This is a genomic window from Prevotella sp. C0209C1 (assembly GCF_056583855.1).
Map to the genome: position 1 here is coordinate 1 of NZ_JBWPJP010000008.1, position 15,440 is coordinate 15,440.

Annotated in this window: 13 protein-coding genes and 1 tRNA gene; 4 read left to right on the top strand and 10 right to left on the bottom strand. The window is 38.6% G+C overall.

The features are described 5' to 3' along the window. Positions 1-318: 318 nt before the first annotated feature. The 8 genes from AC1DCD_RS03315 to rsmI all read right to left on the bottom strand — a co-directional run bounded on the left by AC1DCD_RS03315 (position 319) and on the right by rsmI (position 8,163). Positions 319-391, bottom strand: a tRNA-Phe gene (locus AC1DCD_RS03315). 181 nt (positions 392-572) lie between these two features. Further along, positions 573-1,508, bottom strand: a complete 936-nt coding sequence (locus AC1DCD_RS03320) for a DMT family transporter (RefSeq protein ID WP_464640326.1) — start codon at positions 1,506-1,508, stop codon at positions 573-575. Between the two features lie 5 nt (positions 1,509-1,513). After that, on the bottom strand, positions 1,514-2,623 hold the full coding sequence (locus AC1DCD_RS03325) for a thiamine-phosphate kinase (protein ID WP_464640324.1): 1,110 nt from the start codon (positions 2,621-2,623) through the stop codon (positions 1,514-1,516). Between the two features lie 19 nt (positions 2,624-2,642). Next, entirely contained in the window at positions 2,643-3,440 is a 798-nt protein-coding gene (locus tag AC1DCD_RS03330) for a purine-nucleoside phosphorylase (RefSeq protein WP_455566625.1), read from the bottom strand. Beyond that, positions 3,328-4,515: a tetraacyldisaccharide 4'-kinase gene (lpxK, locus tag AC1DCD_RS03335; protein ID WP_019035714.1), complete on the bottom strand. Its 1,188-nt coding sequence runs from the start codon at positions 4,513-4,515 to the stop codon at positions 3,328-3,330. The genes AC1DCD_RS03330 and lpxK overlap by 113 nt, the downstream gene beginning before the upstream one ends. Positions 4,516-4,522: 7 nt before the next feature. Then, positions 4,523-6,301 (bottom strand): signal peptide peptidase SppA, encoded by a 1,779-nt coding sequence (gene sppA, locus AC1DCD_RS03340; protein WP_464640322.1) that lies wholly within the window; start codon positions 6,299-6,301, stop codon positions 4,523-4,525. A gap of 224 nt (positions 6,302-6,525) precedes the next feature. Further along, a complete protein-coding gene (locus tag AC1DCD_RS03345) occupies positions 6,526-7,437 on the bottom strand; it encodes a Cbp1 family collagen-binding glycoprotein adhesin (RefSeq protein WP_060933427.1) in 912 nt (303 codons plus the stop codon). 30 nt (positions 7,438-7,467) lie between these two features. Continuing rightward, a complete protein-coding gene (gene rsmI / locus AC1DCD_RS03350) occupies positions 7,468-8,163 on the bottom strand; it encodes a 16S rRNA (cytidine(1402)-2'-O)-methyltransferase (RefSeq protein ID WP_464640320.1) in 696 nt (231 codons plus the stop codon). Between the two features lie 186 nt (positions 8,164-8,349). Between rsmI and AC1DCD_RS03355 the strand changes: the two genes are divergently transcribed. The 4 genes from AC1DCD_RS03355 (at position 8,350) to AC1DCD_RS03370 (ending at position 11,861) form a co-directional block, all read left to right on the top strand. Next, positions 8,350-8,940, top strand: coding sequence for a thymidine kinase (locus AC1DCD_RS03355; RefSeq protein ID WP_464640318.1), 591 nt, complete (start codon positions 8,350-8,352; stop codon positions 8,938-8,940). 18 nt (positions 8,941-8,958) lie between these two features. After that, the gene (locus AC1DCD_RS03360) at positions 8,959-10,041 is read left to right on the top strand and encodes an AI-2E family transporter (RefSeq protein WP_060933424.1); all 1,083 of its coding nucleotides are present in this window, start codon (positions 8,959-8,961) and stop codon (positions 10,039-10,041) included. Positions 10,042-10,113: 72 nt separating this feature from the next. Beyond that, positions 10,114-10,329, top strand: coding sequence for a hypothetical protein (locus tag AC1DCD_RS03365; RefSeq protein ID WP_019035719.1), 216 nt, complete (start codon positions 10,114-10,116; stop codon positions 10,327-10,329). A 2-nt stretch (positions 10,330-10,331) separates the two neighbouring features. Then, the gene (locus AC1DCD_RS03370) at positions 10,332-11,861 is read left to right on the top strand and encodes a RapZ C-terminal domain-containing protein (RefSeq protein WP_464640315.1); all 1,530 of its coding nucleotides are present in this window, start codon (positions 10,332-10,334) and stop codon (positions 11,859-11,861) included. 236 nt (positions 11,862-12,097) lie between these two features. Here AC1DCD_RS03370 and AC1DCD_RS03375 read toward each other — a convergent pair whose 3' ends face one another. Both AC1DCD_RS03375 and AC1DCD_RS03380 read right to left on the bottom strand, forming a co-directional pair. Beyond that, entirely contained in the window at positions 12,098-13,486 is a 1,389-nt protein-coding gene (locus AC1DCD_RS03375) for an MFS transporter (RefSeq protein ID WP_060933422.1), read from the bottom strand. A 741-nt stretch (positions 13,487-14,227) separates the two neighbouring features. Further along, the gene (locus AC1DCD_RS03380; RefSeq protein WP_464640313.1) at positions 14,228-15,436 is read right to left on the bottom strand and encodes a bifunctional 3,4-dihydroxy-2-butanone-4-phosphate synthase/GTP cyclohydrolase II; all 1,209 of its coding nucleotides are present in this window, start codon (positions 15,434-15,436) and stop codon (positions 14,228-14,230) included. Positions 15,437-15,440: the final 4 nt, after the last annotated feature.

Consider the following 15,440-nt stretch of genomic DNA (forward strand, 5'->3'; position numbering starts at 1 on the left):
TCTTCATGATGCAAAGATAACAAATACTTATGAAATTATGTGCCTGAGAGGAGAGGGCTTGCAACTGGGTTTTACGACTGACCCATAATATACATCATTTGAAGATAAGAAAAACTAACTCATGCTTTTCTATAATAGAATAATGCTAAACAAAAGATATATCAAAGAAACTATCCATAACCCTCTGAACAAAAAAAATAAAGTAATAATAATACTTTTGCTTGTCTACATACGAGGAAACATAAATATAACAACAAACAAAAAGACATGAAAAAAGGACGAACCTATAAATAGATATCGCCCTGATGAAAGGAGGAGTGGTGCTTCTTGGAGTTGAACCAAGGACACACGGATTTTCAGTCCGATGCTCTACCACCTGAGCTAAAGCACCTCCAATTATTAATTTTTGAGTTATGAAAGGATATCTCTATATCCTTAATTGCGAGTGCAAAGTTACTGATTTTTTTCTTATCTGCAAGGTTTATGTAAGAAAAATTGTCTGTTTTAACATTTATTTTATATCTCTATACTTTTATCTTTCCTATTCCCATCACTAAGAAGGAAGATATAATCTATATAAAAAACATAGCCACACCAAGCACCGAGATAACAGCTCCTAATACGCTTTTTAACGTAATAGGCTGATGGAAAAGGAAATAAGTGGGTAAAAGTATCATTATAGGAGTTGTAGCCATGATAGTACTTGCCACACCAGCCACTGTATATTGCGATGCCATTAGCGAAAGTCCCACACCTATAACAGGCCCTGTAAGCACTGCAAGCACAATATAAAACATACTCTTAGCATCAAGACAACTACGCCTAAAGACTCCTCCCTTACCCTTAAAGATTAATATTACAGTAAAAAGTAACAAGCCAGCTACCAACCTAATAATATTAGCTGAGAAAGGTAATCCTAAGGAAAACCTATCTAAATAAGCCCTTGGAACAATGCTTGTGTAATGATGTAAGCCTATAACGCTCAACACATAGCCCACACCCTGCCCTATGCCAGCTCCTAAACCAAAGAGAACACCCTTAAGAGGCAAGTCAAGACTTATCCTCTTTTTGCCCTCTCCTCGCCCTAAAACAGATATTGCTATACCTAAAAGGGTTACTATCATGGCCATAATGCTCATAAAAGTCATGCGCTGTCCCATGAGCACCCATGCTGAAAGGGCAGAGAAAATAGGAGCTGTAGTCATAAAAAGCTGTCCGTATCGCGAACCTATAGACATGTAGCTATTAAGCAAACACATATCGCCCACAACAAAACCTACTGCCCCTGATGATAATAGCCATGCCCACGTCTGAAGGTCAGCATAACGAGGAAGAGCACTGCCCATAAAGATATAACATAATATCATAGACAAGACGAGCCCTAAGAGCATACGCCACACATTAGTAACAGCTACACCTACGCGCTTACTCGACACCTCACACGTAAGAGCAGCAACAGTCCATAGTACTGCCACTGCCAAACTTATAAATTCTCCTATAAAGCTCATGCCTTTTAGCCTTTATCTTCTGACCAACCCTGAGCCTTTAGTTCAAACTCATTACCATCACGAGTAATTAAGAAAGCACCCAAACTTGCATCTGTTATATATCCTATCTGGCGCACACCCTCTAAATGTTCTAACTTCTCATGGTCGCCTATAGGGCAAGTAAAGAGCAACTCATAATCCTCTCCACCATTGAGAGCTGCTGTGGTAAGGTTCATATTAAACTCTTCACAAGTAGCTGCTGTCTGGTAATCGATAGGTATTTTGTCCTCATACACCCTACAGCCACAACCACTCTGCTTACAAATATGCTTCAACTCTGAGGCTAAACCATCTGAAATATCTATCATAGATGTAGGGTGAATACCTGCAGCATAAAGACTTTCTATTACATCACCACGAGCCTCTGGCTTTAGCTGACGATCGATAAGATATTCTTTACCAGCAAAATCGGGCTGGAAATGGTCTATAAGCTCTTTGCCCTTAGCCAAAGCCTGCAAGGCTTGCTTGTCATTACTACCCTTAGAAGCCTTCAGCTTACTATTATATTCCTGCACTTGCTGATAATATACCGTCTTTTCTCGCTCAAGGATTTGAAGCCCCATATATGCAGCACCAAGATCTCCTGAGACACAGATAAGATCCGTAGGGTGAGCTCCTTTACGCGTAAGCACCCCCGCTTTAGACACTTCACCTAAACAAGTAAGAGTAATGGCTAATCCGGTATAAGAAGAAGAGGTGTCGCCACCTACTATATCTACATGCCATTTATCACATGCACGACGCAAACCACTATAAAAGCTCTCAAGATCTTCTACTATAAAACGTTTACCTATAGCTATGGCGCATAACATCTGACGAGGATTTCCACCCATAGCAAAAATATTACTCATAGTAGCCATAGCACACTTATACGCTAAATGCTCCATATCTATATAGGTAAGGTCGAACTGAATACCCTCCATAAACATCTGCGTAGTAACCAAAGTATGCTTATTCTCATAACTTAACACAGCGGCATCATCGGTGAGAGAAACTACAGTAGAAGAGTTTTTTTTCTTTATACCTTTTGTAAAATGCTCAATTAAGCCAAACTCGCCTAATTCTTTTATTTCCATCTTATATAATTCTTTTCTTTTAAGAACGCTTAATAATTTCACGGAATATCTCCGTCATATTAGGTTGGGCTGCATTAGCTGCTTGCTGCACCTCCTCATGGCTTACTCTTACAGGCACATCAAAGCCCCCAAGATCCGTAATAACACTAATACCAAACACCTTTATACCACTATGGCGAGCTACAATAACCTCAGGAACGGTACTCATACCTACCGCATCGCCACCTAAAATATGATACATTCTATATTCTGAAGGAGTTTCAAACGTAGGACCTTGCACACCTACATAAGTGCCATGCTTCACGTCAATATGCTTTTGGGCAGCTATCTCATCGGCAAGATTTACCAAAGCCTTATCATAAGCCTCATGCATATCAGGGAAACGAGGACCTGTAGGAAAGTTTTTACCATGCAAAGGGTGCTCTGGAAAGAAATTAATATGATCAGTAATAATCATAAGATCGCCTATCTTAAAGCTCGGATTCATTCCTCCGGCCGCATTAGAAACAAATAAAGTCTTAATGCCAAGCTCATGCATAACACGCACGGGGAAAGTTACCTGCTTCATATCGTAGCCCTCATAATAATGAAACCTACCTTGCATAGCCATAATATCCTTACCCCCCAGCTTACCAAAGATAAGTTTGCCAGAATGTCCCTCTACCGTAGAAATAGGAAAGTTTGGTATATCACGATATGAAAACTCATAACTTTCTGTTATCTCTGAAGCTAATTGTCCTAAGCCCGTTCCCAGAACTATTGCTGTTTTTGGGCTTGTTGTTATTCTTTCTCTTAGCCAAGATGCTGTTTCTTGAATTTTTTCGTACATAAGATTGTATTTTTTCATTAAATAGCTCTCCCCCGTTTAACATAAATTCCACTTTTATGGGTAGAGCATATATATTTTGTTTTACTTCTTCTGATAATCCTTTAAGACCTACAAGCCGAGCCTGATCCTTCTCAGTAGTAATAATACGCTTAGGAGAAGGCATAGAGGCAAATCTCTCGTTAAGACGCTCTATATCATGAGCGGTAAAATTATGATGATCGGCAAATGCCATCACCTCTGGTTGTGCACCACGAGTATATTCCATAATATCCGCTTGTAGATGCTCCGGAGACGCTATACCCGTTAGCAATAAGATATTTTCACCCATAATATCGCTAAGAGGAATATCACCCTTATTGTTAAAGATAGGCTTTAAGTCGCAATAAGATAATGTAGTAAAATATAAATGCTGAAAAGCCTTAAGATCCATCTTCTTAGAAAGCACACGATAATCGATAGGATTTAAAGTCTTAGGACATTTAGTTACAATAACAATATCGGCACGTATCTTAGCTTTATGTGGCTCACGCAGCCTGCCTGCAGGGAGAAGCTTGTCGTAAATGATAAACTTATGATAGTCCACTAACAGAATATTTATCCCTGCCTTTACGTACCTATGCTGAAAAGCATCATCTAACAAAATTACATCGACATCTTTAGTAGCCTCATCGGATATTAAACGCTCTATGCCATGACAACGATTCTTATCTACTGCGACATAGATGCCATCAAATTTCATCTTCATCTGATAAGGCTCATCGCCTATATCCCTCATTAATGTGCTATCATCTGCTATAACATAGCCTCTACTCTTACGCTTATAACCTCGTGATAACACAGCTACCTGAATGCTATTCTTAAGCAAACCTATAAGATACTCCACATGAGGCGTCTTTCCTGCGCCACCCACAGTGATATTACCTACCGAAATAACAGGTACAGAATAGCTCTTACTCTTCAATATCTTTGCATCAAAGAGGTAATTCCTAAGCCATACCCCTATGCCGTAAAGCCAACTGAAGGGTAACAGCCAATAACTTATTTTTATATAATCGCCTTCCAAAATATTATTAATGGATATTTGGTTCGAACGGTATACGTGCTTGAATAGCACTAAACTTATTAATATTTTTAAGCATTATATAAGGTTGATAGAAATCGCCAAGCTGCGCCTTTACCTTATCATCGAGATAACTACCTACTATATCTTCATCGAATATCTGCTCTACCCAAGACAAAGGCTCTGGATAGTCCTGCGTATAATAATCGCGTATCTTAGCAAGATTAGCTGCCTTTGATATTGCTACATCTAATCCTCCCAAATAGTCTACAAGCCCTATCGTCTTAGCATACTCTCCTGTATACACATGTCCTTGAGCGATATTGTTTACCTGCTGGAAAGATAACTTTCTTCCCTCTGCCACACGATTACAAAAGAGCTTATATCCACGACCTACATACTGACTAAGCAAGCGCATCTCCTCTATGGTGAAAGGACGAGATATAGTGCCAAAAGCTGCATGCTTATTAGTAGAAACTTCATCAAACTTTACACCTAACTTTTCTCTTAACAGTCCGCTAAAATCTGGGAACATTCCAAAAATACCTATAGAACCTGTTAAGGTAGTAGGATCAGCCACTATAAGATTGGCCGGAGCCGATAGATAATAAGCCCCACTGGCTGCCATACCTCCCATACTAACCACTACAGGCTTCTTTTTCTTTAGCTCCATTATATAATGCCATATCTGTTCCGAGGCATAAGCCGATCCTCCTCCAGAATTAACACGAATAACAACAGCTTTTACATCATCGTCGGCAGCTATTTTAGCCAAATCCTTACATACTTTCTGCGCATCTATAACGCTCCCTCGTGCCATCGGATTTGACACAGTACCATCTACTATATCACCTGCCATATAGTAAACGGCTATCTCTTCTTTATCGTTTATGCTTTTTACATCTTCATCTTCTATCAAGGTTTCTAAAGAAGTCTGCTGCAAATCGTCTTCCACTCCCATCTTCTTCTTTACAAGCTGCTTTATCTGATCTGAATAAAGCAAACCATCTACCAGCTTCATACGCTTATAATCGGTAGGAGCTGCAAAGGTAATAGCACTATCGGCATAGTTGTTAAGCTGCTCTACCGTAAGATTACGGCTCTGTGCTACCTCTTTCACAACATTACCCCATATACCTGATATATAGGCTTTAGTTTGCTCGCGGTTAGCTTCGCTCATCTTATCCTCTGTAAACATTTCTGTAGCACTCTTATACTTACCTACTTTTGCTACATGCATCTTAACACCAAACTTAGCCATTGCATCTTTTAAAAATAAAGGCTGGGCGGCTAATCCGTGCCAGTCTATCATTCCCTGTGGGTTAAGATATACCTTTGTAGCTGCTGATGCAAGATAATACGACTGCTGTGTGTAGCTATCGGCATAGGCTATAACCCATTTGCCACTTCCCTTCTGAAAGTCTAACAAAGCCTTACGAGCTTCCTGTAACGTAGCATAAGAATCTGCTTGAAACAAACCTGCCTCTAAATACACACCCTTTATTTTCTTATCTTCCTTTGCTATCTTTAACCCTTTTACAAAAGTATTCAAACTTATAGACTTTATAGCATTACCCATAAACTTATCTAAAGGATTATCCTCTTGCTGGTTATCAGCCATCTGACCTGTAAGATTTATTGTTAAGACAGAATTATCAGCAACCGACTCTTTATGGCTACTACCTATAATCATTAACAATATACTACCAATAAAAAAAGCTATCGCTACAAAGCCTGCCACAAAAATACCTACAACAGTAGAAAATACGTTGATGAAAAATGTTTTCATACGTTTACACAATTTTATATATATAATACCTCCCTGCAAAGATAGAAAAAAAAATGAATATAAAAAAAATACTACGTTTTTATATATCACAAAAACACTTATATACAAAAAAGAGTACCCCCACTATCTTTTATATATAAGGGATACTCTTTTATATATTACAGAAAACTATATTTTTTTATATAACCTTCCTTAAAATTTTAATTTAACGACATCGCTTTATTTTATTTTACTTGAACTACAAGATACTTACTTGTGCTCCAGAAAAGCTGTGGATCAGTAACACGAAGCATATACTGACCATTACTATCTGTAGTAAGCGTATAACTACCATTAGGGTGAACGGTAAGCAAACGAACACTCTTACTATAGAATTTCACCTCCTTAGTTACACGAATATCTATCTTTGTAAAGTAGTTCTTGTTAAAGTTGCCTTTAAGAACCTGACCACCAGCAAGGATTCCCTGCGACTTAAGCTCACGCTTTGTTCCAAACACATACCATGCCGTGTTAAGCTGCTTATCCTGAGAGTTTATTGTCTCTGTCTTCTTGCTGCTCTCTACCTGAAGGTTTTCCTTATCGGCCTGCAAAGCATGCTTTTCGTTTGTAAGGTTTTCCTTATCGGTCTTAAGATTGCTTACATCGGTATTCAATCCTGTAATAGCATCGTCAAGCTCTTTTATATGAATATTCTTAGATTCTAATTCTGAACGTAGCTGACGAAGCTCTGCATCTTTAAGCTGCAATTGTGTAGTAAGCTGAGATAACATCTTCTTCATAGCCTCGCCCTTAAAGCCTGTTGAACGCAACTGCTCCTCAAGACGCTTTATGAGATCTCTATTCTCTTTCATACGTTGCTGAATAAACTGCACATTCTCCTTTATCTGTGAAGCTTTATCAGCACGCTCGCCATCTTTAGCTATCGTTACACGATGCTCAGCAGCATTAATATCTGCAAACCCTTGCTGAATCTCATTCATAGTATTCATCATATCGTTAATCTCACTATCACGAGCATCAATAATAGAACGCAAAGAATCATTCTGCAACGCCATAGGATTAGCCGACTTCTTTCCCTGATTACAAGATGTTAGAGCTATCACTCCACAAATTGCCATTAAAAACAACTTTTTCATAATTATAATGATTTATATTACTATTTTTTTTTATTTTTTGTTACTCTGCTTTATCTTTTCTTTCCCTGCCACAACAATGACAAATTCGCCACGAGGCTCTATGGTCTTAAAATGGTCTATAAGCTCTGAAAGCGTGCCCCTAAGAGTCTCTTCATGCAGCTTAGATATTTCACGAGAACAACTCGCTTTGCGATCAGCCCCAAACACCTCAGCAAACTGTTCCAATGCCTTAACCACACGATAAGGCGACTCATAAAAAACCATTGTGCGAGGCTCTTCTTTCAAACTTTCCAACATCGTCTTACGCCCCTTCTTCTGTGGGAGAAAACCCTCGAAAGCAAACCTATCACAAGGCAAACCACTCGACACCAAGGCTGGAACAAATGCTGTAGCACCGGGCAAAGCCTCTACTGTAATGCCATTAGCAGCTGCCTCACGTGCTAAGAAAAAACCCGGATCGCTAATACCCGGAGTACCTGCATCAGAGATGCAAGCTATCTTCTGTCCTGCCTTAAGCCTACTTACTAAGCCCGAAGTAGTGCCATGCTCATTATACTTATGATGAGCCATGAGCTTATTCTTTATCTCAAAATGCTTTAAAAGCACACCCGATGTACGAGTATCCTCGCACAAGATAAGATCTACCTCCTTTAAGATACGAATAGCTCTAAAGGTAATATCCTCCATGTTTCCAACAGGTGTTGGCACTAAATACAATATCCCCATATTGTGCGCAAATGTAAATTAATAAAAGAAAAAGACAAAAGAAATTATATTTTTTTACAACTATGTCATTTTAATTCACACCTTTTTTTATATATTTACAATAAGAAAAATAGGATAACTTATTTGTAATTTTGTCCCTACTTTAATGGTAAAATAGCTATCTTTGCACTATATAAAATAAAAGCAATGGATAATATTAACGGAGAAAGACGGCATCAAGGTCGTATAGAAGTAATATGTGGTAGTATGTTTTCGGGTAAAACGGAAGAGCTTATTCGACGAATGAAGCGAGCAAAGTTTGCCAAACAAAGGGTAGAGATATTTAAGCCCGCTATAGATGTACGCTATTCTGAAGAAGAAGTAGTAAGCCACGACCACAACTCTATCCTATCTACGCCTATAGGCTCATCTGAAAGCATTCTCCTTTTAGCTTCAGACATAGACGTTGTGGGCATTGATGAAGCACAGTTTTTTGACCAAGGCCTTGTCGAAGTATGCAACACGCTTGCAAAAAACGGTATGCGTGTCATAATAGCAGGGCTGGATATGGACTATAAAGGTGTGCCTTTCGGGCCTATACCTGCCCTATGTGCCATAGCCGACAATGTTACTAAAGTGCATGCTATATGTGTAAAATGTGGTGCGTTAGCTTATCTTAGCCATCGGCTTGTAGCTAATGAGCACCGTGTTCTGCTTGGAGAGCAAGGCGAATACGAGCCTCTTTGCCGCGATTGCTACAACAAAGCAATACTCGCGGACGAGTCTATAAAGAAATAACCACCCCATTAAAAGCTTATGTTACACCCTATTTCATTAGATAAATTTCTACGCTGGACGGTCATTACACTGATTCTTGCAGCTGTGTTTTTTACGCTTAAAGCCCTCTCCGAAGTGCTTTTGCCCTTTTTCATAGCTTGGCTTTTGGCTTATCTGCTTTACCCTGTAGTAAAGTTTATACAATATAAGATGCATGTAACATCGCGAGCTATAAGCATCATTATTACCTTTATCCTTATAATAGCCATCATCGCAGGTATCGTCTTTATCATTGTGCCGCCTTTCATAAGTGAGATGGAAAAGCTCGAAGTGCTGGCAAATAAATACATACAAAGCAATACCCATTCTAACAACATTGCAGCCATGCTTAAGCAATGGTTTACCACTCATAGATTTGAGATAAACCATTTCTTAAAAAGTCGCGACTTTACAGATGCCATCAAAACTGCCATGCCACAGGTATTCGCCCTATTGGGGCAAACTGCTAACGTGGTGTTTTCTGTCATTGCCTCTTTTATCACATTATTATATATGTTCTTCATCTTACTCGATTATGAGTCGTTAGGAGAGAACTTCTTTAAAATGATACCACGAAAGTGGCGCTCTTTCTCTCGAGTGTTGGCATCTGATGTAGAAAAAGCACTCAATAGCTATATTCGTGGGCAAGGCATGGTAGCTCTATGTATGGCTATCATGTTTTGTATAGGCTTTTCTATTATCGACTTCCCCATGGCTATAGGCTTAGGAATACTCATAGGCATACTCGACCTTGTACCTTATCTACACGCCCTGGCTCTTATCCCTACTGCTATCTTAGCACTTATGAAAGCTGCCGATACTGGACACAACTTCTGGATGATATTCGGAGGAGCTTTGCTCGTTTTTATTATAGTGCAGATTATAACAGATATGGTAATAACACCTAAGATAATGGGGAAAGCTATGGGCTTAAACCCTGCCATGCTGCTATTATCACTATCCATCTGGGGAGCACTACTGGGATTTATAGGGCTAATCATAGCCTTACCACTTACTACCATCATCATTGCTTACTGGAAAAGATATGTTACAAAAGATGAAGAAGTAATAAAAAACAAGTAATGAAAACTCACAGAATAATATTTTAAAATAAATAATAACAGCACAAACTAAAATTATCACCTCTGCCACATTATGAAAGCAAAAATCAATTGGAAACATTTCTTAGTACTTTTCATCGTAATAGGTGGGCTATATTACATCACACGCTCCATATTGCTAACCTGTGCTATCATGGTTATTCTCCTGCTTATAGACGGACTACTTATGCAATACGAACACCGTAAACGAGGAGAAAAAGAAATTAAAGATATTACAAAAAAGCTAAACGACGCTGAAAAGGATTCTTGAAAATGGACAAACTAATAGCTCTATATGAAAAATATTTAGGATATACACCCCTAAACACTCAGAAGATACCACTATCAGGTAGCAATAGAAGCTACTACCGCTTTACTGATAAAGAGGGGAAAACTATAATAGGTGTAAAAGGAGTAAGCAAGGAAGAAAACCATGCTTTCATATATCTTGCTAAACACTTTTATACAAAACAGATACCTGTACCAAAGGTATTAGCAGTGAGCGATGATGAGTTATATTACCTACAAAGCGATCTGGGGCAATTATCTCTATACGATGCCTTAAAAGGAGGTCGTGAGGCTAACGGTAAATACAATCTTAAAGAAATAGAACTGTTAAAAAAAACTATACGTGCACTGCCCAACATACAGATAAACGGAGCACATGGGCTTGATTTTAGCAACTGCTATCCACAGCCTGAGTTCGATAAAGAAAGCGTACTATTTGACCTTAACTACTTTAAATACTGCTTTCTAAAGTCTACAGGCTTAGATTTTCATGAATTAAAGCTTGAAGCTAACTTTCAGATGCTTGCTAAAGACCTTACAGCAGAACCCATGCAAGCCTTCTTATATCGTGATTTCCAAGCACGAAACGTAATGTTAGACCATAACGGGAACCCCTTTTTTATAGATTTCCAAGGAGGGCGAAAAGGTCCTTACTACTACGATTTGGCGTCTTTTCTATGGCAGGCAAGCGCAAAATATCCCTTTAAATTGCGCCGACAACTTATAGCAGAATACTATGAAAGCCTAAAACAATACACCGAAGTGCCATCTGTAAGACATTTCGTAAGTCGCCTTTCGCTCTTCATACTATTTCGCACATTACAGGTATTAGGAGCCTACGGCTTTAGAGGATACTTCGAGCATAAACAGTATTTCATCAATTCCATACCATACGCGATACAAAACCTACGCGATATGGTTAACACCGATGGCTTACATTTCCCTTATCCGCACCTTATGGATATACTTAAAAGGCTCATTAACCTGCCACAGTTTAGCCCTAAGGACGAAACTTCAACTAAAACAAAAGACCATTTAAGCCTGCTACATATAGACAAATCGGGAAATACTTCCGATAATATCCAGCAGCATAAAGATAAAAGCAAACTGGTAGTTAAAGTGTTTAGCTTCTCTTTTAAGAAAGGAATACCTGACGATGATAGTGGTAACGGAGGAGGCTACGTCTTTGATTGTCGCAGTACACACAACCCCGGACGCTACCCTCTTTATAAAGACCTTAACGGACTAACAGAGCCAGTAATACGATTCCTTGAAGATGATGGTGAGATACTAAACTTCCTAAAACCTATTTACGCCCTTGCCGATCATCACGTAAAACGCTATATAGAACGTAACTTTACCCATCTTATGTTTTGCTTTGGCTGCACTGGTGGACAACATCGCTCTGTATATAGCGCACAACATTTAGCCGAACATATTCATAACAAATTTAACATAGAGGTGCATATCATTCACCGAGAGCAAGGCATTAAACAGATACTATTACCTAAATAAGTTGATGCAATAAAGCTACATTCTTTTTCCTTTCTAAGCTCTATGATATCACCTTGTTTAGCCTATACTGTTTAAAGTATATCATATACCAAAGAAAAAGCATTTTTTATAATATGTAAAGCTCACAAATAAAAAACAAATAATCCTTATATATTCTTTAAAAGAGAAACATATAAGGGTTATTTGTTATAATATTAAAGCCTCTTAATGTAAGATGCCTACAAAATAAAGATTTATTATTTGTTTAATTTTTTAGCAAGATACTGTTCTTCATGGTATGTTAAAGCCATAAAGACAATGGAAAGAATACAAGCTATGAGAAGCAGTATAAAGGTTATATCCCAACCCCAGTCTTTAGCAACATAGCCTATAACGATATTAGCAAGTAATGCTGTACCAAGCACATAGCCCATAAAGCCTGTTAAGCCTGCTGCAGTACCTGATACGTTCTTAGGAGCTAAGTCGAGTGCCTGAACACCTATTAACATCACAGGACCATAGATAAAGAAACCTATAGCTATTAAGCAGCCTATTACTACATTAAGATTGTCGAGGAATTGCCAATAAATAACAATAGCAACAGCCACTAACACCATAAATAATATAGTAGGTAGAGCACGACGCCCTTTAAACACTTTATCCGATAGCCAGCCACAGATTATTGTTCCGGGAATAGCTGCCATTTCGTAAGCAAAATAAGCCCAACCTGCACTTTTTATGTTAATACCCTTCTCGGTAAGAATGGCAGGAGCCCAGTCTAAACAGCCATAACGCACCATATAAACAAAAGCATTAGCAAAGGCAATATACCATAAAAACTTATTAGTAAGCACAGTGCGGAAAATCTCTTTAGTAGAAAGCACTTCCTCCGACTTTTCACTATACCCCTTTGAAGCCTCTCCAGACCACTTCTCGATAGAAGGTAAAGCGCACGACTGAGGTGTATCGCGTATCAAACAGTAAGCTATGATAGCTATAATTCCAGCTACTGCTGCAGGGAAAGCGTAAGTACCTATAAGGAAATAACGATCTTTGTCGGCTCCATAAAATAATGAACCAAACCATACAGCACCATATACTGCCATAGGACCTACCAAAGCACCACCTACGTTATGGGCACAATTCCAAAAAGACATCCATGTTCCACGCTCCTTAATAGAAAACCAGTGGGTCATAACCCTACCACACGGAGGCCAGCCCATACCGTTAAACCAACCAACGAGGAAGTTAAGTGCTGCCATTAAGATTATAGCCAGCGACTTATGCTCAGCACCCAAACACTGCACAGGCACTATCATAAACAACATAGCTACAGCAGCAAGTATTAACCCCAAAGGTAAGAATGTACGAGCATTGCTCCTATCGGAAATACTTGCCATGATAAATTTTGAAAAACCATAAGCTATAGCATTCATTGACAAAACAATACCAAGCTCATCTTTTCCAAAACCTAACCCATCTAACATAGGAATGGCCATAGAAAAGTTCTTACGAACTATATAAAAACCAGCATATCCTATGAATATACCAATAAATACTTGCCACCGCAATGAGCGATAACGTGAGTCGGCTTCAACTCCTGTTTGAGCCTCCTTATACTTAGGAGGATTTAAGAATTTCCACATAACTTTTTAAATTGTTTATTTTGTTGTTATTTTAAAATGTTAGTTTATAGATTTTATCTAAATTTAGGTTTCTAAAAAGATTTTATCCACCTCTTATATTAAAAAGTGGGCGTCCTTTTAAGCGTCTCTGATACATCTTATAGAACTCAGAGGCAAAGATAAACAATTATTTTATATAACAAAAGAAAAAAGCCATATTTTACATTAAAAATTTTACTTTGCGAAGAAGTGGCGTTTCCTATAAGGTTAGAAACGGACTTTTTTGGCTTCGATACGAAAAGACGCTTAACCTTTATTATAGCTACAAAAACGGCAGAGACAGGTATATTTACATGGAAAAAATATACCTGCTTTACATTATATATATAAGTAAAAGAAAAGAAATATTATTACTTAGAATTGCTATTGCTACATGGTAATAAGATACCAAAGCACATCTATATATAAATAAGAGGTAAACATTTTGCAAGGAAAAAGAATCGAGCAAAAAGGAAAAATAAATTATTTTTAGTATAAAAATAGATTAAAAATGCAGTAAAATTAATTTATTTTTATTTCCCGCCTATAATGTTTTTCTTTATAAAAGTAGGTTTTCTGTGGCTTAAAGGGCGAGCTATGCTCGTATGATTATAAGGCTATAGTATGGCTTTTATAAGGCAGTAAGTGGCTATATAAAGCAGCGTAGCCTCTAAAAAAAGAGGCTACGCTTATTATAACAATTAAAAAGCTTTATAACATTGTTTACAAATGAAGATTATGCCCCATACGTGTTTGCTTCGTTTTTAGGTAACGATAGTCGTACTTGTTAGGGGTAATCTCAATAGGAACGTTTTCGGTTATTTCCAGTCCGTATGCTTCTAAGCCCACTCTTTTGGTGGGATTGTTAGTTATTAACCTCATTTTGTGTACACCGAGGTGTCGGAGCATCTCTGCGCCGCTACCATATTCTCTCTCATCGGGTCGGAATCCGAGGTGTATATTAGCATCAACGGTGTCTAAGCCTTGTTCTTGCAGCTTGTAAGCAGCTATCTTATTCATAAGCCCTATGCCACGTCCTTCTTGCTGCATATATATCAGTACTCCCTTACCTTCTTTCTCTATCATCTCCATAGCTTTATGCAACTGTTCGCCACAATCGCACCGACAGCTTCCAAATATATCTCCCGTAGCGCATGAAGAGTGTACTCGCACCAATATGCTTTCATCTTCTTTCCACTCTCCTTTTACTAAAGCCATGTGTTCGATGCCATTGTTTTTTTGTTGGAAAGGAATGAGCTGAAAGTTTCCATACATAGTGGGTAGTTCTACCTTTTCGCCCACTTTGATACCTGCTTCTCTGTCTAAGCGATAGGCAATAAGGTCTTTAATGCTAATAATCTTCATTCCCCACTCTTTGGCTTTCACCTGCAAATCGGGCATTCGTGCCATAGTGCCGTCTTCGTTCATTATCTCCATTAACACTCCTGCAGGGTAACAGCCGGCTAAGCGGCATAGGTCTACAGCTGCTTCTGTATGCCCTGAGCGCTGCAACACACCATTCTCTTGTGCGTAAAGAGGATTTATATGTCCCGGACGTCCAAAGGTTTCGGGCTTTGAAGTGGGGTCTGCAAGGGCTTTTATGGTTTCGGCTCTATCGTGAGCAGATACTCCCGTAGAGCAGCCTTCAAGTTTGTCTACAGTAACCGTGAAAGGAGTTTCCAGCATAGAGGTGTTGTTAGGTACCTGATGTGGCAGCTCCAGTTCTGTAGCTCTTACTTTAGTGATAGGCACGCATAGCACTCCACGCGCATTTTTAAGCATGAAATTCACCTTTTCAGGAGTTATAAACTCCGCTGGCATTATTAAGTCGCCTTCGTTTTCACGATCTTCATCGTCTACAACGATAATGAATTTGCCTTTTTTAAAGTCTTGCAGTGCATCTTCAATGCTATCTAATTTAAAGTTTTCCATATAG